General features: G+C 40.9%; 20 protein-coding genes. 10 read left to right on the top strand and 10 right to left on the bottom strand.

The window, feature by feature from the left end; genetic code table 11:
* Positions 1-114: 114 nt before the first annotated feature.
* From ACSBL2_RS03600 to rpsT, 7 genes are all read right to left on the bottom strand, one after another.
* Complete coding sequence (locus ACSBL2_RS03600; RefSeq protein WP_442590306.1) at positions 115-639, bottom strand: Mpo1 family 2-hydroxy fatty acid dioxygenase; 525 nt, start codon at positions 637-639, stop codon at positions 115-117.
* 69 nt (positions 640-708) lie between these two features.
* Positions 709-2271: a ribonuclease Y gene (gene rny, locus ACSBL2_RS03595; protein WP_442590305.1), complete on the bottom strand. Its 1563-nt coding sequence runs from the start codon at positions 2269-2271 to the stop codon at positions 709-711.
* Positions 2272-2576: 305 nt separating this feature from the next.
* Complete coding sequence (locus ACSBL2_RS03590) at positions 2577-2867, bottom strand: cell division protein ZapA (RefSeq protein WP_442590304.1); 291 nt, start codon at positions 2865-2867, stop codon at positions 2577-2579.
* Between the two features lie 31 nt (positions 2868-2898).
* Positions 2899-3189: a hypothetical protein gene (locus ACSBL2_RS03585; RefSeq protein WP_442590303.1), complete on the bottom strand. Its 291-nt coding sequence runs from the start codon at positions 3187-3189 to the stop codon at positions 2899-2901.
* A gap of 49 nt (positions 3190-3238) precedes the next feature.
* Positions 3239-5638 carry a phenylalanine--tRNA ligase subunit beta gene (gene pheT / locus ACSBL2_RS03580; RefSeq protein WP_442590302.1) on the bottom strand — a complete coding sequence of 800 codons (2400 nt, stop codon included), beginning with the start codon at positions 5636-5638 and terminating at the stop codon, positions 3239-3241.
* A gap of 32 nt (positions 5639-5670) precedes the next feature.
* Entirely contained in the window at positions 5671-6369 is a 699-nt protein-coding gene (radC, locus tag ACSBL2_RS03575) for a RadC family protein (protein ID WP_442590301.1), read from the bottom strand.
* Between the two features lie 57 nt (positions 6370-6426).
* On the bottom strand, positions 6427-6681 hold the full coding sequence (gene rpsT / locus ACSBL2_RS03570; protein WP_442590300.1) for a 30S ribosomal protein S20: 255 nt from the start codon (positions 6679-6681) through the stop codon (positions 6427-6429).
* A 653-nt stretch (positions 6682-7334) separates the two neighbouring features.
* Between rpsT and ACSBL2_RS03565 the strand changes: the two genes are divergently transcribed.
* Entirely contained in the window at positions 7335-7409 is a 75-nt protein-coding gene (locus ACSBL2_RS03565) for a hypothetical protein (protein WP_442592267.1), read from the top strand.
* A gap of 390 nt (positions 7410-7799) precedes the next feature.
* Here ACSBL2_RS03565 and ACSBL2_RS03560 read toward each other — a convergent pair whose 3' ends face one another.
* A complete protein-coding gene (locus ACSBL2_RS03560; protein ID WP_442590299.1) occupies positions 7800-8498 on the bottom strand; it encodes a hypothetical protein in 699 nt (232 codons plus the stop codon).
* 183 nt (positions 8499-8681) lie between these two features.
* The gene (locus ACSBL2_RS03555; RefSeq protein ID WP_442590298.1) at positions 8682-9515 is read right to left on the bottom strand and encodes a tetratricopeptide repeat protein; all 834 of its coding nucleotides are present in this window, start codon (positions 9513-9515) and stop codon (positions 8682-8684) included.
* A gap of 216 nt (positions 9516-9731) precedes the next feature.
* Here ACSBL2_RS03555 and purN point away from each other — a divergent pair, with 216 nt between their 5' ends.
* From purN to rodA, 7 genes are all read left to right on the top strand, one after another.
* On the top strand, positions 9732-10310 hold the full coding sequence (gene purN / locus ACSBL2_RS03550; RefSeq protein WP_442590297.1) for a phosphoribosylglycinamide formyltransferase: 579 nt from the start codon (positions 9732-9734) through the stop codon (positions 10308-10310).
* Positions 10311-10382: 72 nt separating this feature from the next.
* Entirely contained in the window at positions 10383-11909 is a 1527-nt protein-coding gene (gene purH / locus ACSBL2_RS03545; protein ID WP_442590296.1) for a bifunctional phosphoribosylaminoimidazolecarboxamide formyltransferase/IMP cyclohydrolase, read from the top strand.
* Positions 11910-11996: 87 nt separating this feature from the next.
* Positions 11997-13019, top strand: coding sequence for a rod shape-determining protein (locus ACSBL2_RS03540; RefSeq protein ID WP_265830026.1), 1023 nt, complete (start codon positions 11997-11999; stop codon positions 13017-13019).
* Between the two features lie 84 nt (positions 13020-13103).
* Positions 13104-13943, top strand: coding sequence for a rod shape-determining protein MreC (gene mreC, locus ACSBL2_RS03535; RefSeq protein WP_442590295.1), 840 nt, complete (start codon positions 13104-13106; stop codon positions 13941-13943).
* Positions 13933-14448 carry a rod shape-determining protein MreD gene (locus tag ACSBL2_RS03530; RefSeq protein ID WP_442590294.1) on the top strand — a complete coding sequence of 172 codons (516 nt, stop codon included), beginning with the start codon at positions 13933-13935 and terminating at the stop codon, positions 14446-14448. The genes mreC and ACSBL2_RS03530 overlap by 11 nt, the downstream gene beginning before the upstream one ends.
* Complete coding sequence (gene mrdA / locus ACSBL2_RS03525) at positions 14448-16424, top strand: penicillin-binding protein 2 (protein WP_442590293.1); 1977 nt, start codon at positions 14448-14450, stop codon at positions 16422-16424. The genes ACSBL2_RS03530 and mrdA overlap by 1 nt, the downstream gene beginning before the upstream one ends.
* A complete protein-coding gene (rodA, locus tag ACSBL2_RS03520; RefSeq protein WP_442590292.1) occupies positions 16421-17689 on the top strand; it encodes a rod shape-determining protein RodA in 1269 nt (422 codons plus the stop codon). The genes mrdA and rodA overlap by 4 nt, the downstream gene beginning before the upstream one ends.
* On the opposite strand, the gene ACSBL2_RS03515 is transcribed toward rodA, so the two are convergent.
* Positions 17682-19058 (bottom strand): hypothetical protein, encoded by a 1377-nt coding sequence (locus tag ACSBL2_RS03515; RefSeq protein WP_442590291.1) that lies wholly within the window; start codon positions 19056-19058, stop codon positions 17682-17684. The genes rodA and ACSBL2_RS03515 overlap by 8 nt on opposite strands.
* Before the next feature lie 168 nt (positions 19059-19226).
* Here ACSBL2_RS03515 and ACSBL2_RS03510 point away from each other — a divergent pair, with 168 nt between their 5' ends.
* Entirely contained in the window at positions 19227-19802 is a 576-nt protein-coding gene (locus tag ACSBL2_RS03510) for a thymidine kinase (RefSeq protein ID WP_442590290.1), read from the top strand.
* Positions 19803-19942: 140 nt separating this feature from the next.
* Positions 19943-20434, top strand: coding sequence for a TlpA family protein disulfide reductase (locus ACSBL2_RS03505; RefSeq protein ID WP_442590289.1), 492 nt, complete (start codon positions 19943-19945; stop codon positions 20432-20434).

Raw genomic sequence — 20434 nt, 5'->3', positions numbered from 1 at the left:
TTTTTGCCTTTATTAAAGTTTAGACAAAAGTATTATCACAATATTAGCGATATGTTAGGCTTAAGTTACCATTCCTTAACCCGCGTGTTAAGAAATCGTTAACACCTCATGGTATCAATATTTTAAGCCGATTTTTTGGCATAAAAAGTGAAATAACCAAATTGGGCCAATTAACAAAAACTTAACATCCTGTAAAAATGAAGGCTTCTTTCCTTCAATTTTATGCCCTATAAACTGGCCTATCCAGGCAAAAACGAAAACCACTGCACAAACCAGCCATACTGCAGGTCCGCCGGATGCTTCCCATTTCTCCAGCTGAACAATTATCCCGGCTGCAGCAAAAACAAATAAGATCATCAGATAAGAAAGGATTGGCGATAAGCGGTAATAATAATATCCGGCAAAAGCGATCACAAAAGACGCCCAGTTCAGGAAACCGTTAAACTTGCCTAAAAATTCAAGATGGGGGAAAGGGATAGTCCAGATCAGTCCCAATAAACTAAATACAATCATGGGGACACATACCCAGTGGATCAGCTTATTCGAAGGATGCTGGTGACTCTCGGCGTATTGATCAAAAAGAACATCCACCTCTTTTTTGGGTTCCGCTTTCACTTTACTTTTCTGTTCTTTCTTCATGCCGTAAAAATAAAAAAAGCGATAGAATAATCTACCGCTTTCAAATAATATATTATGATATGTATCTGCTTACTTAGCAAAAGCGACAGACCTGGTCTCCCTGATCACTGTCACCTTAATCTGGCCGGGATAAGTCATCTCGGTCTGGATACGGTTAGAAATATCTGCGGCAAGCAATTCTGCCTGTTGATCAGTTACCCTTTCACTCTCTACCACAACCCTTAATTCCCTACCTGCCTGAATCGCGAAAGTCTTCTCTACACCAGGATAAGAAAGTGCCAGTTCTTCCAGCTCTTTTAAACGTTTGATGTAACTCTCTACCACCTCACGTCTTGCACCCGGACGGGCACCAGAAATCGCATCACAAGCTTGTATAATTGGAGAAATCATGGAAGTCATCTCAATTTCGTCGTGGTGGGCACCAATAGCATTACAAATTTCAGGATGCTCCTTATATTTCTCTGCCAGCTGCATCCCTAAAATTGCGTGAGGCAATTCAGGATTATCATCAGGTACTTTACCTATATCATGCAACAAGCCGGCACGTTTCGCCATCTTGGCATTCAGACCCAGCTCAGCCGCCATCGTTGCACAGAAATTAGCCACCTCACGGGAGTGGTGCAATAAATTCTGTCCATAAGACGAACGGTAACGCATACGGCCTACCATTCTGATCAGCTCAGGGTGTAAACCATGAATTCCCAGATCGATCACGGTACGTTCACCAATCTCTACAATCTCATCTTCAATCTGTTTTTTAGTCTTGGCCACCACTTCCTCAATACGGGCAGGGTGAATACGGCCATCTGTCACCAGGCGGTGTAAAGCCAAACGGGCAATCTCTCTCCTTACCGGATCAAACCCAGACAAGATAATCGCTTCAGGTGTATCATCCACAATAATCTCAATTCCTGTGGCTGCTTCAAGTGCACGGATATTCCTTCCTTCACGACCAATGACACGGCCTTTAATCTCATCACTTTCGATATGGAAAATAGACACTGTATTTTCTATCGCTGCTTCCACAGCGGTACGCTGTATCGTTTGGATCACTACTTTTTTAGCCTCTTTGGTCGCAGTTAGTTTAGCTTCATCCACAATATCCTTCACCTGGATCATGGCCTGGGTCCTTGCTTCCTGCTTCATGTTCTCCACCAACTGGTTTTTCGCCTCATCAGCACTTAAACCAGCTATTGTTTCCAGCTGCTTCACATGCTGGTTCTTCAGCAACTCCACTTCTTCCTGTTTTTTTACAGCGATATCCGTTTGTTTCTCGAGGTTCTTCTTATGGTTATCCAGCTCCTGTTCCTTGCGGTTCATGTTTTCCAATCGCTGATTTACCGACTGTTCTTTTTGCTTGATGGCGTTTTCACGTTGGTTAACCGTATTATTTTTGGCGCTTACTTCCTGTTCATGTTCAGATTTCAGTTGCAGGAATTTCTCTTTTGCTTCCAGCATCCTGTCTTTTTTCATGATCTCGGCCTGCACTTCTGCATCCTTTAATATCTTTTTCACTTTGTGCTGAGCAGCAATCTCCTGCTTTTTAAGCAGATTGCGCAGCAGATATCTTCCCACTAATACGCCCACAACTAAGCCGGCAAGCACATATCCAATTATTCCTATTATTTCCATTTCAATTTATATATATATAAAATCTGCATGAGTCGAACTATTTTATAACTTCTGTGCCCATGCAAATCTAATTTTCAATTTATGATCACCCTCAACCATCCCCTGCACTTTTATTCGCCTTTCAACTAAATTCAACGGCAAAAAAAAACCGCAGTTAAATTTATAATTCTATTGCATAAGGATGTGAACCGTCAAACTACAAAATAGCTGTTAACAGCCTATAGCCAACAAATCCAACACTACTCAACAATGAAACTAAAAACTTAACTCCGGTTAAATCTCTATCGCTTATACGCTATGAACGTCTATCTGGTAAAAAAATCGTTCAACAAACTATCTAATTCTTCAACTTTTTCCGCAACTGCAGAATCCTGGTTCTGCACTTTATTTTCCATTTTTAATACCGTTGTCGCATAATGCAATACAACCATAGAAAGCAAATCCTGTTTATCCCTAACCGCATAATTTTCCTGGTAGTCCTTTATGCGTTCATTGATAATCTTAGCTGCGCGCCTTACAATTTCCTCTTCTTCCATACTCACCTTTAGCGGATAAATACGGTCAGAGATAGTTATTTTAATCGAGATTTCTCCCATTTCTTAGCTTTGTTTCAAGTCCTTGTAGCCCTTATTTTTTAAGCAACACCACACACTTATCAATTTCACGCACAAAATCGTTAATTTTTTGCTTTATATCAAGTGTCTTTTCGCTCGTGCCCTCTATACTCTTCGCCAGTTTCAGTACACGCATCTTTTCATCCATTTCCGCGTGCTTAATCTTTGCAGCACCCAAAGCCGATTTCACAGCTGCATTTTCCTGTTTCAACAATTCGTTTTCTTCATGCAATGCATTACACAGCTCTATCAAACGAGCTGTTTTTTGTAATACTGAATTTAACTGTTCGGCAACCGAAGACATAATGTTGATTTGGTTTAGCTGTAAATATCCCTAAAAGTAATAAATAAAATTACTTTCTGATCTCTGCTTTCGCTGTTTGCGCTAAATTAACAATAATCTTTTGCATAACCGCATCAATTTGCTTATCCGTTAAGGTCTGCTCCTCGTCCTGCAGGGTAAAATTCAGGGCATACGACTTTTTGTTTTCCGGCAGCTTATCCCCCACATACACATCAAACACCTGTACATTTTTCAACAGTTTCTTCTCTGTTTTAAAAGCAATGCCTTTCAGGGTATCGAAAGTAACTTCAGTATCTACCAGCATCGATAAATCCCGTCTTACTGCAGGGTATTTAGGGATTTCCTTGTTGATAATTTTATTCTTTCTCACCATGTCGAGTAATCCTGCCCAGTCAAAATCTGCATAATACACCTCTTTATCTACATCGGCCTGCTTTTTATCCGCTGCAGTAACCGCACCAAAACTAACAATCGTTTGTGGCCCCCTGAAATACCTCAGTCCGAAGGCAAAGTTTTCATCACTCAACTCCTCCGTTTGGTAATTGGCAATTCCTAAACGTCCAATGATGGCATCTACTGCAGCTTTAATGGTATAAAAACTCACCGCAGCAGGTTTTTCATTCCACTGTTCAGTGGCGTTTGCTCCGGAGATCAAAACCAACAGGCGCGGACGCTCCACATAGTTCTCATTAATTAAATGATAGGTCTTACCAAATTCGTAAAACTTGATATCAGCACTTTTCCTGTTCAGGTTATAGGCAACACTTTCCAATGCCGGCAGCAGTAAACTCTGGCGCATCACATTCAGGTCGGAACTCAGCGGATTCAGGATCTTTACCGCTTCTGCTTCATTCTTAGAATAAACACCCTTGGTTAAAGAGTTACACCAGATCTCCAGGAAACCATTTGCAGTTAGCATATCTGCCACAGCATGCTGGATTTGTTCCCTGTCTGGTTTCGCAGTAAAAGCCAGTGAAGCATTCACCTTGGTAGGAATTTCTATATTATTATATCCATAGATACGTAAAACCTCTTCCGTAATATCACATTCCCGCGTTACATCCACTTTAAAAGTTGGGACTTTCAGGGAAAGGCCTTCTGCAGTTTCTGCAGCAACGGCAATACCCAATGAGGTAATAATCGCTTTGATTTCCGCATCAGGAATAGCTGCGCCAATTAATCTGGTGATATTTTTATACGTCACCTCTACCTCAAACGGAGCAATAGGAGCAGGATAAAGGTCACTCACTTCAGATGAAATTTCACCCCCTCCCAATTCCTGAATCAATAATGCAGCACGCTTTAAAGCAATAACTGTCATTTCCGGATCAGTACCACGCTCGAAACGGAAGGAAGCATCAGTTTTCAAGGTATGTCGTTTCGCAGTTTTACGTACCGACACCGCATTGAAATAAGCGCTCTCTAAAAATATATTTACCGTCTCTGCAGACACGCCTGAATTTTTTCCTCCATAAACACCCGCTATAGTCAAGGGCTTTTCCGCATCACAGATCATCAGGTCTTCTGACGAAAGTTCACGTGCTATCCCATCAAGGGTAACAAATGGTGTTTGATCTGCACACTTCTTAACGATCACCTTTTTACCTGCAATCTGATCTGCATCAAAGGCATGTAAAGGTTGCCCCAGGTCATGCAGCACATAGTTGGTAATGTCAACAATATTATTAATAGGGCGGATACCGATCACCTTTAATTTATCCTGTAACCAGTCGGGCGATGTTTTCACCGTTACCCCACTTATCGATACACTGCTATACCTCGGACAAGCTACTGTATCTTCTACATCAACCGATATCGTCAAACCTGTACTGGCTGTTTTGAAGGAAGACACATCGGGCATGTTCAGTTCAATCCTCAGAAATGCGGCAAGGTCTCTTGCTACACCAAGGTGAGAAGCTGCATCAGCCCTGTTTGGGGTCAGACCGATTTCAAAAAGATAATCATCTTCCATTTTGAAATATGCCTTCGCTGGAAGTCCCACTACTGCATCTTCTGCCAGCACCATAATCCCGGCATGGGAAGCACCCAGGCCTATTTCGTCTTCTGCACAGATCATCCCTTCGGAAGCCTCACCGCGTATTTTCGAAGATTTTATTTTGAAAGGTTCCCCTTCATTCGGATACACGGTAGTGCCTACGGTAGCCACTACAACTTTTTGTCCTGCGGCAACATTTGGTGCACCACATACAATCTGTACAGCTGCTGCACCGCCAACATTTACTGTGGTCACTCTTAAGCGGTCCGCGTTTGGATGTGGCACACAGCTCAGTACTTCACCAATAACCAGACCCGCCAAACCACCAACCACAGGTTGTACGGTTTCCAGACTTTCCACTTCCAGACCAATATTGGTCAGTATTAAAGAAAGTTCCTCAGGGGTATGATCCGTTTGTATGAATTGTTTAAGCCAGTTATATGATATCTTCATGTTCTATTCGTTGTAAAATGCAAAGATATAAATTATATAATGCCCTCATCGCATAAGCTGTAGAATGATTTGTTGGTGATGATGAGATGGTCCAGCACCAGCAGATCCAGCATTTTACCACCGGCAATCAGTTTTTTAGTGATAGAGATATCTTCCTGACTGGGAGTCGCATTGCCTGAAGGATGATTATGGGTAAGGATGATGAAAGCCGCCTTATGCTCTATCGCCATATTAAAGATCATTTTAGGGTCGGCAACTGTACCAGCCTGTCCTCCCTTACTGACCTGCTGTCTACTGATCACCTTATTGGCCCTGTTCAACATTAAAATCCAGAATTCTTCATGTTGCAGATCTTCATACACAGGAAGCATATATTCGTACACATCCCTTGAGGACGTGACTTTGATATTCTTCTTTATGGGTTGCTCTTTCCTGCGACGGCCTAGCTCCAATGCTGCAATGATAGAAAGTGCTTTAGCCTCTCCCACTCCTTTGAACTCAAGAAGTTGACGAATAGGAATCTGTCCAAGCTTTTCCAGATCATTATCAAAGCTATTCAGTATCCGCTTACTCAGGTCCACTGCCGTTTCCATGGCATTTCCTGATCGGATTAAGATAGCAATCAGCTCCGCATCAGTAAGATGTCTGCGTCCGCGGAGCAGTAACTTTTCCCTTGGCCTGTCGGCTTCCGCCCAGGACTTTAAGTTCAGATTTTGTTTATAATTTACCATAAAACAAAAAAACGGGACAGGCAAAAGCCTATCCCGTTTTCGTATGGTAATTTATCTCTATTTTAAGTTATTTACAAACTTAGTTAATTTTGATTTGTTGTTCGCAGCTTTGTTTTTGTGAATCACGTTCTTTTTAGCCAAACGATCTAACATAGAAATTACTTTAGGTAATAATTCCTGACCAGCAGTTTTATCTACAGACGCACGTAATCTTTTGATAAATGTACGGGTAGTTTTTGCCTGGTATCTGTTACGTAGACGTTTAGTAGCGTTTGCTCTAATTCTTTTTAAAGACGATTTATGATTTGCCATTTTTTATTAAAATAATATTATATATATAAAAGCCGTGCTATTCTTCCGTCAGGCTTTTAAATTTCTGTTTTCGGACTGCAAATATAGAACTAATGTTTATAATATGCAAAACCATATTATAAATAATTTTAATATTCTTAAATATTGACTGACACGCGTTTACAGGGATAAATGATTGGGTGTTCAATTGAATGCGTTTCACCAGCCTGCTGAGTAAGTTGTATCAGGGTGACCATTGTGTTTTCAAAATGTTTTCTACTTAAGATGACGTCATACATTTACTGAAGTTATGCCCTCTTCATTACTGAACACTTTATTCAGCACCTATTGAAATGATATTAGAGGTCATTGATAGTGCCCAGAAAGTACCTGAAGATTTTGGCATTTTTTAAAACTGGAACATCCATTAAACTTCCAGGTAATCTGAAAAATTATTGGAGCGGAGCATCAACGTAAATAAAAATTACCGCGTCATATTCAATTTTGACGGCCAGCACGCTTATGACGTTGACTACATTGAACCATTAAAGGAACCTACACAATGAAAAGAGCAATGCATTTTATACATCCTGGCGAATTACTTCGGGAAGAAGTGATTAACTACCGAAGCAGCTAAGCTCTTAGGCATATCCAGTCAGACATTAAATCATATCGTGAATCTGAAATCGGATATTACGCCAGATATGGCTTTCCGTATTTCAAAAGTATTTGGTGGTACGGCTGATTAATGGTTTGCGACTATCATTTAGTTTCCAACTTTGAAGATATTGTTCGACATTTCTCTTAAATGACATAGAGAGATAAGTTAAATTTGTAACAAAACAAACCCAGTTCCTGCCGGGCAGATCAAGCGTAAAGCGATTCCAGTTTCATCAAACTGTCCAATACCTCCCATGAGGGGTACTTTAGGAATATAGCAGATATTCCGCCACATCGTTTAGCAAGGAAAACCAGTATCCTTTCATTGGAACATCTACAAAAGATTTAACAAGATGTTAATTGTTGATAAACAACAACTAACACCTTGTTAATATTGAAACTTCATAAATTCTTTCATTACCCATTACATCATTAAGAGCAATCCCCATGAATCGTCACATACCTCAAAACCACACGTTCTAATTCTCCTTTTCAGCAATAAATTTTTCAAAATAATTTTTAATACTTTCCATATCTGAATTTTCATCCTTATGCATTTCGAACACCATCCTGATCATTTGTATTTGACCAGGATTTCCAGAATTTGGTATAACTGTACTGAAAGTATTATCTATTTTGTATATTTTACCATTATCATGCTGATCTAATGTATTTGAAAAAGAATATCTGACATTATTCATTTCATTGCAGTAATGAAATTTTAAGGTATCCTGATACCTATTTTCAGCTGGTAGACGAGAATAGACCTCAACTAATGATTCGGGATTGATTTTAGACTTTTTTGAGCTTATCAATTTATCAGTTTTAGGATTATAAAAAATCGCATCTTTATACGCCTTTCTTTTCAAAAGTGAATCGACAGAGAAAGGCCTACCTTTTATTTGCGCTAACGAATCATATCTTAACCCTTCTGAAGTACTATTCTTAAAAACGAAATATCTGAAGGTTGTATGAGGCAAAGAGGACTTCGACTTTATAATATTCATTCCAGTATCCAAAGTCAGGTAAGTATTGACTGAAATAACAGGAATCTCCAATAGCGTATAATCCGAATAATAGCAAATGCCAATTTCACTTAAAACAGTTTTGAATTTCTTGTCAGATGATTCTATTTTTGACCTTAAAACAATTTTTTGTATTGGATCAATTTTGATCATGCTAACCAGTAAGAAAAAAGAGAATAGCACAGTTATACAAAATAAAAAGGTAAAATTTGATTTCATTAGTTTTTTGATGTTTTTACAGTAAGCCAAGTCTACCCATCTGCTGACTGCCGTTAAGGGGAATACCCGGACCATTCTGTAGAAAAATTGATAGAAATAGCCAATTTTCAAAAAATATTAGTAAAAATACGCTCTATCAGGATAATACTTAAAAAGTTTTTCTCTGAAATCTTTTGCCCATTTAAAACTGTTGAAATTGTTCTTTTCTTTGATTTCCATTTTCTCAGAACTCATCAAATATGAATAATTCTGTTCCAAGATTAGGGCTGATCTATATTCAAGTAAGTTCTCAAATTCTGCAATAGTGTCTAAAATGCTATTGTAATTCATTGTGAATGGGTTGAAGTAACTACCTCCGGATAACAACCCCTCTTTTCTTTTTACTAACGGATGATCTTTGTATTTTCCGGCTGGGTTTATCTTGTTAAATAGATCAATTGCTTTCTTTGAAGGAAGCCCGAAAGCATAATTACTTATTATTGAGTTCAATGATGCGAATTCCGCTTTGTCCAGTTGGTTTTGCTTATAATAGTTTTCTGCCAATAGCGTCCAAGCGTCAGCAAACTCGGCAAATTGTTCAACTGATTCTTCCAATACCTGAATAGCATCTTCTGTTTTATTATTCTTTGTTAAAACCCTGGCCTTGTTGTAAAGATCCGGAAAGAATGGCTTTTTACTTGAAGATATAAAATCGACAGTCTGTCCTTGCCCAACGTAATGCCGTTTTAAAAACGAATCAAGATCAGGAAATTCAGGAACCAATAAAAATTCCTCATGGTTCTTATAGCATACTATTGGTTCTTCAAGATCTCTTCCTATCGCCCAATATAAACCATAATTATCACCGCTACCATCGTTGCCTTCTTCAAATTCGATAAAACCATTCGGAGGGAATTCTGAGATCCTTGCTTTTACAACTGTAATTTTATCAATATTATCTGGTAATTTCATTCTAATCATAAAAGGACTAATCAGGACTACATATGCTATCCCCGTAAATGTAACATATAAAAAGTAGCCGCAAGAATTTCCTCTCCTCATTACTTCCCCATTAGCGGAGCATAAATTCCCCACCCCCTCCCGCAAATGTCCCTGTTATGGAATATATTCCATAAAAACCTTTCATTAAATGCCTAAAATGCTATTTTTGACGAATAGATTTTACGAATGAAAAAACGCATAGCCATCTTCGCCTCCGGTTCAGGGTCTAACGCCCAGAAAATCATGGAACTGTTCAAACACAGTACGGAAGTAGAAATAGCCCTGGTGCTGACCAACAATCCCGATGCTTACGTTTTACAGCGCGCAGATAATTTCGAAATCCCTTCCCATATATTCGACAGAAAAGAATTCTATGAATCGGATACCGTAGTGGATATGCTCAAAAACCTGGACATCGACCTGATCGTTCTCGCCGGTTTCTTATGGCTCATTCCGAAAAACCTTACCGAAACCTATCCCGGACGTATTATTAATATCCACCCTGCCCTGCTTCCGAAATTTGGGGGCAAAGGAATGTATGGCGATCATGTCCATAAGGCTGTACTGGCTAACGCTGAAACTGAAGGCGGCATCACCATTCACTATGTGAACGAAAATTATGACGAAGGGGAATTCATTTACCAGGCAAAATACCGCATTGACAAGGGCGATAACCTTGAAATGGTAAAGTTCAAAGGACAACAACTTGAACACCAACACTATCCGCGTATCATTGAGAGTATTATGAAGAAGTTAAAAAAATAAGAACTTTTATTACCGTCGATATTAAAATTATCAATAAAAACCCATAATTTTGCGGCTCAAAAATTACACCTAATGAGTCAGCAAATAAAGATCAAAAACGCTTTAATTTCAGTTTATTACAAAGATGGTCTAGAACCACTGGTACGTCTGCTTTCTGAGCAGGGCGTGCAATTATTCTCTACCGGTGGTACAGAGCAGTTCATCAAAGACCTGAATTTACCTGTTACAGCGGTTGAAGACCTTACTGGTTACCCATCTATCTTAGGTGGACGCGTGAAAACATTACACCCGAAAGTTTTTGGCGGTATCTTAAACCGCAGAAACCTGAATGAAGATAAAGCGCAAATCGCTGAATATGAAATCCCCGAAATTGATCTGGTTATTGTAGATCTTTACCCTTTTGAGGAAACGGTGAAAGCTGGCGGTACTGCCGAAGAAATCATTGAAAAAATTGATATTGGCGGTATTTCCCTGATCAGGGCTGCAGCTAAAAACTTTAATGACGTGGTTATTCTTGCTTCAAAAGATGACTACGCTACCCTGCAAAAACAACTGGAAGAACAAGATGGGGAAACCACTTTGGCACAACGCAAAGCTTACGCTAAAAAAGCTTTCCATACTTCTTCGCATTACGATACGGCAATCTTCAATTATTTCAACACAGAAGAGCCTCTTGATGTATTTAAACAAAGTATCAATACTTCTAAAATTTTACGTTACGGAGAAAACCCTCACCAGCAAGGTGTATTTTTCGGCGATTTGGATGAGATGTTCACCAAATTAAATGGAAAAGAGCTTTCTTATAATAACCTGGTGGATGTGGATGCTGCAGTGAGCCTTATTGATGAGTTCGAAGAGCCTACTTTCGCAATATTGAAACATACCAATGCCTGTGGACTGGCATCAAGGACTACCATTGCTCAGGCATGGGATGATGCACTAGCCTGTGACCCGGTTTCTGCTTTTGGTGGCGTACTGATTACCAATGGTGAAGTTGACCTGGCTACCGCTACAGAAATCAATAAATTATTTTTTGAAGTGTTGATTGCCCCTTCTTACCAACCAGAAGCGGTGGAATTGTTCAAAGCCAAAAAGAACAGGGTGATTTTACAGCGTAACCCGGTAGAACTGACAAAAAAACAATTCAAAACTTTATTAAACGGGGTTATTGAACAAGACAAAGACCTGATTATTGAAGGTCCTGACCAGATGACTGCCGTGACTGAAAAAACAGCTACAGCAGCAGAGTTAAAAGATCTTTTCTTCGCCAATAAAATTGTTAAACACACCAAATCAAATACGATCGTGTTCGTGAAAGACAATACATTGCTGGCTAGCGGCGTTGGTCAGACTTCGAGGGTAGATGCCCTGAAACAAGCGATTGTGAAAGCAAATGAATTTGGCTTCAGTCTTACAGGTGCGGTAATGGCTTCAGATGCCTTTTTCCCTTTCCCTGATTGCGTACAAATCGCTGCTGAAGCTGGAATTACTGCTGTTTTACAGCCAGGTGGCTCTATAAAGGATGCCGATTCAGTGAACATGGCAAATGAAAAAGGTATTGCGATGGTGACCACAGGAATCAGACATTTCAAGCACTAATTTATTTGTCTGCTTATACAATAAAAAGACGTAGTTTTACATTACTATAGTATACAGAATTTTTAATATATAATTTATCACCTATAAATGGGTTTATTTAACTGGTTCACACAAGAGGTTGCCATCGATTTAGGCACCGCCAACACCCTGATTATACATAATGATAAAGTTGTTGTTGATGAGCCCTCCATTGTTGCTTTCGACAGACAAACAAATAAAATCATAGCCATCGGTCGTCAGGCCATGCAGATGGAAGGTAAAACGCACGATAATATCCGTACCGTGCGTCCTTTAAAAGATGGGGTGATCGCAGATTTTAATGCTGCTGAAGCCATGATTAAAGGCATGATCCGTATGCTGAACGGCGGCAAAGGATGGATGTTCCCTTCCTTAAGAATGGTCATATGTATTCCTTCAGGTATTACCGAAGTAGAGAAACGTGCAGTAAGGGATTCGGCTGAGATTGCAGGTGCCAAAGAAGTTTATCTGATTCACGAACCAATGGCAGCAGCTGTGGGTATCGGGATTGACGTGGAAGAACCTATGGGTAACATGATTATCGATATCGGTGGTGGTACGACAGAAATTGCTGTTATCGCCCTTTCCGGTATTGTATGCGACCAGTCTATCCGTGTGGCAGGAGATAACTTCGATTCTGATATCGTGAACTATATCCGCCGTCAGCACAATATTATGATTGGTGACCGTACAGCGGAAAAAATCAAGATTGAAGTAGGTGCAGCATTACCTGAACTGACAGATCCACCAGCAGATTTCGCTGTGCAGGGAAGAGATTTAATGACAGGTGTGCCTAAACAAATCACCGTGTCTTATACTGAAATTGCGCATTGCCTGGACAAGTCTATTTCTAAAATCGAAGAAGCAATTCTTAAGGCTTTAGAGATTACGCCACCAGAGCTTTCTGCAGATATTTATCAGACAGGTATTTATTTAACCGGTGGCGGGGCTTTGCTTCGTGGCCTGGATAAACGTGTTGCCGCAAAAACAAAACTTCCTGTCCACGTAGCTGAAGATCCACTACGTGCAGTAGTACGCGGTACTGGAATTGCCCTTAAAAATATCGGCGGTTTCAAGTTTTTAATGCAATAAATTAGTTCACAGCCTAAAGAATAAAAATGTGGGTCGGCTATAAACCGTACCCGCATTTTCTGTTTCAAATCATACTATACAGATATGCGTAACCTTTGGATTTTCATAAACAGATACAACGCATTTTTCCTGTTTATCATTTTCTTTACCATAGGGCTGGTATTAACGGTAAAAAATAATGCGTATCAGCGCAGTGTTACTTTTAACTCTACCAATGAAGTGGTAGGCCGTGCTTATGAAAACCTGAATGTATTTAAAAGATACATTAATCTGGGCGCCGTAAATGACAGCCTTGCCCTGGAAAATGCCAAATTGAATACGGCTTTACTGGCTTCAAAAAATATTGATACGGCTACGGAAGTGAAAGTTTCCGATACGACCAATCAGGTGCAATATACCTATCTGGCTGCAAGGGTGATTAAAAACTCGATTACCCTGAGGAACAATGTCATCACGATCAATAAAGGGACGGTTGACGGCATCAGCAGCGGGATGGCAGTCATATCTGCAGGAAAAGGTGTGGTAGGGATTGTCAGGGATGTTTCTGAGCACCTGGCCACCATAGAATCATTGCTGAATAAAAATACCAAGATCAGTGTGAGCATCAAATCTACCAAAGCCCTCGGCTCTCTGGTTTGGGGTGAGCGGAACTCCAATTACGATAAGGCATATATCAAAGATATTCCCAACCATTTCAAGGTTAAAATGGGCGATACCATTGTTACGTCAGGATTTGGTTCCTTCCCTCCGGGTATCCCTGTGGGAAAAATCAGTAACAGGGGAATCGCAACCGGAGATAATTTCCTGACCATAGAAATCAACCTTTTTAATGATTTCAGTACCTTGCAATATGTATACGTGATTAAAGACAAATATGCACAGGAACAGAAAGACCTAGAATCAAAATTACCGAATGAACAGTAGAATTATAGTAGTAAACGTTGTCAGATGGTTCCTCCTGCTTTCCGGACAGGTGCTGTTGTTAAGGAACATGAGTTTCTATAACATCGCTACCCCTTTTACCTATATCCTGTTTTTGTTGCTGCTTCCTTTTGGTATCCCAAATATTGTCTTGTACCTGATTGCTTTTGGGACGGGACTTACCCTGGATGCTTTTTATGATACCCTGGGGGTGCATACGGCAGCATGTGTGACCCTTGTTTTTGTGAGGCTGCTCTTTATTTCCGTATCGGTGAGCCGCGATAATTTCGATGAACCGGAACCCTCTTTAGGCCATATGGGATTCAGGTGGTTCGCACTCTATGCCTTGTTGTGTACCTTTGCCCATCATATTGTACTTTTCTTTTTAGAAGCTTTTACATTAACCGAACTCTCTTATACCTTGTTAAGATGCCTGCTTAGCACTATCTTTACGCTGTTTACTATTTTACTGGTCGAGTTGATCTTCTATAATAGGAAAATGCGCTAATGGAGAATCTTTTTAACCGTAAATATATCATTCAGGGCCTGTTTATTGTGGTTGCACTTATTCTGATAGGGCAGCTTTTCTATATTCAGGTGGCCAGCGACCGCTACTTTTTGTCGGCGAACAGTAACGTGTTGCGCAAAAAATATACTTTTCCCGCCCGGGGAGTGATTACTGACCGGAAAAATAGGGTGATGGTACAAAATGAACCGGTGTATGATTTAATGATTACGCCAAACCTGGTTAAACCTTTTGATACACTGGAACTTTGCCGGATTATCGGAATTGATATGAAGGGCTTCCACAAAAGGTATAATAAAGCGAGGACACAGTCATTGTACCAGCGTTCGGTATTCGAGAAACAACTGTCGGTACAAACCTATGCCGCCTTACAGGAACGCCTTTCCCGCTTTATAGGATTTGAAACACAAAACAGGACCGTAAGGCATTATCCGGATAGTGTTGCAGGCCAGTTCTTCGGCTATGTGAAGGAGGTTTCAGAGAAGGATATTGAAGAAAGTGAAGGATATTACCGCCCCGGTGATTATATCGGGAAGTCGGGTATTGAACGGGAGTACAATGAAGCCCTACGTGGGGAACGTGGTGTGGAGAATACGATATATAATGCAAGAAATGTTCCCCAGGGAAGTTACCTGGAAGGGAAGTTTGATACCCTGGCAGTTTCAGGGGAAACCCTTGTGTCTTCACTGGACATAGAACTGCAGAAACTGGGCGAACAACTGATGCGGAATAAAGTCGGCAGTATTGTCGCCATTGAACCCAGTACAGGTGAGGTCCTTGCTTTCGTGAGCAGTCCGACCTATGATCCGAATTTAATGGTGGGCAGACAGCAGGGAAATAATTACATGGACATTTTCCGTCAGCCTAACCGGCCATTTACGGTACGCCCAGTGTCCGGTTATTATTCTCCTGGTTCTTCCTTCAAACCTGTGGACGACCTGATTGCTTTGCAGGAAGGGGTAATAGATCCGAACACGACCTTCAACTGCCCGGGAGGCTATTGGGCAGGAAACCACCTGGTGAGATGTGAACACGTAGACGGCCCTATTTCCTTACGCCGCGGACTGGCAAGGTCATGCAATACCTATGCCTGTTATGTTTTCCAGAAACTGATGACGCAAAGGAAGTTCAAAGGCAAGATTGCGGCCTATGATTCCTGGGAAGCTAAAGTAAGGAAATTCGGTATTGGCTCTAAACTGGACCTGGATATGCCTTTTGAACGTAAAGGAAGATTGTTTACCTCTGAAGAGTATACCAAAAGGTTTGGAAAATACTGGGGATACACGACCGTGATCTCGCTCGCTATTGGTCAGGGAGAAATGAGTGCTACCCCATTGCAAATGGCGAATATCATGGCGATCATCGCCAACAGAGGTTATTATATTAAACCCCATCTCATTAAAGGGATCGGGGAAAAGAAAGAAGTGAAAAAAGAATACCTGGTGAAAAATTCGGTGGATATTGATGCCAGGCATTTTGAACCTGTAATTGATGGGATGGAAGATGCAGTAAATTCCTCCCATGGTACCGCACGTGAATCGGCTATTCCGAATATCCTTTTCTGCGGTAAGACAGGAACGGTACAGAATCCACATGGAAAGAACCACTCTGTATTTATCGGATTTGCTCCAAGGGATAATCCTAAGATAGCCATTGCGGTAATTGTTGAAAATGCTGGTTTTGGAAGTTCTTATGCTGCACCAATAGCCAGCTATATTACGGAAACCTATTTAACAGGCAAGCTTTCAGGAAACAGGGTAGAACGTGCAGAATGGATGAAGAAACAAGTGGTATTGCCCGAGGTTCCAAAACCAAAGGTGAAGTGGGCACCCAAAGTTGCTGACAGCACCAGCAAGACAGCACCAGCTGCTACTGCGCCTGCGACAACAACTTCTGCTGCAGCTGTACAAGCAAATAAAATAGCTTTAACCCAAAAACCAAGTCAATCTACCAAATGATCAACCAGCAAGGAAGCCGCTTTTTTTTTAATGTAGATTGGATCACTATATTGATTTATGTGGCATTATGTGCCATAGGATTTGTTAATATCTATGCTTCTATTTATAATCCCGATACCTCCAGTTTCTTCAATTTCAGCAGTAACTATGGTAAACAGCTGATCTATATCATTACTGGGTTGATACTCGGTTTTTCTATTTTATTACTGGATGCCAAGTTTTTCAGTGTATTCTCCCCTATTGTTTACGGGATCACTATGCTGCTGCTCATGGCCGTACTGGTCGTGGGACGTAACGTTGGTGGTAACCAGGCCTGGATATCCCTGGGGGGCGGATTCAGGCTGCAGCCTTCGGAACTGGCTAAGTTCGGAACGGCATTACTTGTGGCACGTTACGTAGGTAACTTTAATCCGAAATTCAGGGATATCAAGTCCATTTTCATCGTTGCCATGATTATTATGTTCCCACTGATGCTGATTATGCTTCAGCCGGATACTGGTTCTGCATTGGTGTTCCTCGCCTTTATGTTCCCTTTGTACAGGGAGGGTTTATCAGGTTATTTCCTGCTGATTTTCCTGGGCATGATTGTGTTGTTTATTGCCGATTTCCTAGTGCCAATGCAGGTGCTTATCCCTATTATTTTAGCCGTTGGCGGATTCTTTGTGTATCAGAATAAGCGGAAACAGAAAATCATGATTTCCATAATTATGGCTACAGTGATTGCTATTGCCTATTTGTTTGTGGTTAAATTGGCCTATGAGAAAGTATTGGAGCCCCATCAACGTACCCGTATTGAAATTATGCTGGGCTTGAAAACAGATCCCAAGGGTGCAGGTTATAATGTAATCCAATCTAAAATTGCAATAGGATCGGGACAAGTGACAGGGAGGGGATTTCTGGAAGGTACACAAACAAAATATGGTTATGTACCGGAACAAAGCACAGATTTTATCTTTTCCACGATAGGGGAAGAATGGGGCTTCATTGGCTGTACGGTAGTGATTGCCTTATATATCTTTATGCTGCTGCGTGTCATCAACCTGGCAGAAAGACAACGGTCTGCCTTTTCCAGGGTGTATGGCTATTGCGTAGCCAGTATCATCTTCTTCCACGTTTTTATTAATATTGGCATGACAATAGGGATTATCCCTGTCATAGGTATCCCCCTGCCGTTTATCAGCTATGGGGGATCTTCCTTATGGAGTTTTACCGTACTTCTATTTATTTTCCTTAAATTGGACTCTAACAGAATGGGCTTTATTTAGCCGGGAAACGACGGTTTAACAGTTCATAAAACTGATCTGCCGTATCTTGTTTGGATGCCCAGTTATTTTTTAGTGCATAATTCTTCTGAAGGAAAGCATCGGCACTGTTGAAATCAGGCATCTTATTTAATAAGTCGATTGCTTCTGCATAGGCGAGATTATACCCATTGAACAGATCTTTGATGTAACGCAACTTATCATTCAGGCTGATCGCCTGTTTCAGGTCCTTTATTTCTGTCCGGTTGCTTCCGGATACAGGAGTTCCCGTCCTTTTACCGGCAAGGATATCATTCAGCGTAGCGGGCTTCTCTGTAGTTGGTTCTAAAGACGAAACTGGTTCATATGCTTTGGTCACTGGTGTTTGTGTAACTGGTGTGACCTGGGATACATAAGCCTGCGCCGCAATGACCGGTTGCGCTGCAATTAGAGGTTCCGGCTCCTTCTCTTCCACAATTGCTGGAATTACCTGTTGCTGTACAATGATTGGTCCATCGGCCATTACCTGTTCTTCCTGTTTGATTGGCTCCGTTTCTTTTGCCGGTCCCTCTTGTGGTACCAGTGCTTCCTGTAGATTTGGTTCCTTAGGTAAGACCGCTTCTGTTACACGCGCAACCTCTGCGGCTTCTTCAGGTTCCGGTGCTGCTTGCGGGATTTCAGGAACCTCATAGGTTAGGGGTTCTTCTTCCGTTTCTTCGGTTGTAGTGGTTTCAGCAACAAGAAAAGGTTCAGGTCCGATCTCATCCTCTTCGAGAGCTGGAAATTCCAATGCTTCCTGATCTATTTTCTCCCGCAACTTCTGTTTACGGGCAATAATTTCTTCCTCTTCAATACTTAACGGCCTGTCAAAAATTTCATCTACAGATTTCTCCTCAAATTCAAACTTATCAGACGGAGTCCTGTCGCTTAAAATAAACTCAAACGTGGAAGGCTCTTTGTCAATCCTGAAAATTTCTTCTTCTATTAAAGAATGTGTATGCTTTTGTTCATCCTTTTCTGCATATTCCTCATCCCTATTTTCAACCTGCTGCCCTTCTTCAACATGCCCCACTTTTTCAACAAGCTCTCCTTTTTCTAAAGCCGTTTCCTTTTCAAAAGACTTAAACTGACCAGAAACAGGCGGCGGTGGCGTAAGGGTAACAGATACCGACCTGGGTGTTTCCCCCTGTGCTGCCAAAGTGTGCTGGGCCGCATTATAATCCATCCGTTTGATGATGTGCACATGCTGCGATAAAAAGCTCGCATTGGCCAGAAAAAGATCCATTTCCAGCTCGTTAAGATCTTTAGGATTACGGGCGAGGTATTCATACTGATCATTTAACTCATTAAGTATCTGCCCTATTTTCTTGAAAATGTCCTCCTGGTTCATCATAATTCTATAACGGAATAATTAAATATTTATGTTGGTCTGTTGATATTCAAAAGTACTACAAAAATTTAAGGGGTTTTTACTTTATCAAATTTTAAGTCGTTATTGCAAATATACACCGCATTTAACAACAGAATTTCGATATTTGTTTGTCAGATACCCCAAAACCCCATGTTATTTAGCGAACAGAATTATAGAAGAGGAGAATTCGGCGGCAGCATTGAAGTGATTTGCGGCTCCATGTTTTCCGGAAAAACAGAAGAACTGATCAGGAGATTAAAACGTGCAGAAATAGCCAGGTTAAATGTGGAAATATTTAAACCGGCTACTGATATCCGTTATGATGAAACTGCAGTGGTATCGCATAATTATAATTCGATCCCCTCCACACCCGTAGATCATTCTGCCGCTATATTACTGCTCAGTGCAAATACGCAGGTAGTAGGGATTGATGAAGCCCAATTTTTTGATGAAGGTTTACCGGAGGTATGCAATGAACTGGCCAACAGAGGAATCAGGGTTATTGTCGCAGGCCTCGATATGGATTTTACCGGAAAGCCTTTTGGCCCTGTTCCTGCATTAATGGCAGTAGCAGAATTGGTGACCAAAGTGAATGCCGTATGCATGCGCTGTGGTAGTCCGGCCACGTATTCCTACCGGAAAGTTGCCGGTGATGCCACTATAATGCTTGGAGAAAAGGAAAGTTATGAACCGCGTTGCAGGGCCTGTTTCCATTCCGGCGATTAACCATTGAAACAGGTAAGTGGAACTAGGATTCAGCAACTAAATGATCAGGAAGCTGTCCAACTAATTGACAAACTGTTATTGGAGTGACACAACTATTCGGTAAAAGCCGATCTTTGTAGCGTTACCTTTTATAAATTGATATGAAATATTTATTCACTTGCTTCACTGCTCTTCTGTTTACCTTAACTGCAGCTGCACAGGCTCCGGAAACTATTCCTGGTGCTGCGATGCCAAATGCCATATTTTATAACCGGGACAATACGCCCTTCTCTACCTATTCTATCCCTACAGGAAAACAGTCGTTGATTATATTTTTCGATGCGACCTGCGGACATTGCCAGAAGGTAGTTGCCCAAATGAGTAAAAGAGTAAAGGAGCTGGATAAAGTCAATATTTACCTGGTATCCCAGGATGAATACCGTTCCATCGATTATTTCACCTCAAACTTTGGAAAACCTTTATTGGCTAAGAAAAACACCAAAGTGGTTCAGGACCGTGACCATGTGTTTATCATGGCTTTTCATCCAAAACAATACCCTGCACTTTACCTGTATGGGCCGGATAAAAAATTAAAATATGCTTCCAGCAATGAAAAAGATGTGAATAAGTTTTTTAAGCTGATCAATCCCTAA

Origin of the sequence: Pedobacter sp. AW31-3R (assembly GCF_052180285.1) — a bacterium.
Classification (GTDB): domain Bacteria; phylum Bacteroidota; class Bacteroidia; order Sphingobacteriales; family Sphingobacteriaceae; genus Pedobacter.
The sequence above is the reverse complement of the archived record's forward strand: the minus strand, read 5'-3'. Positions and strand labels throughout refer to the sequence as shown.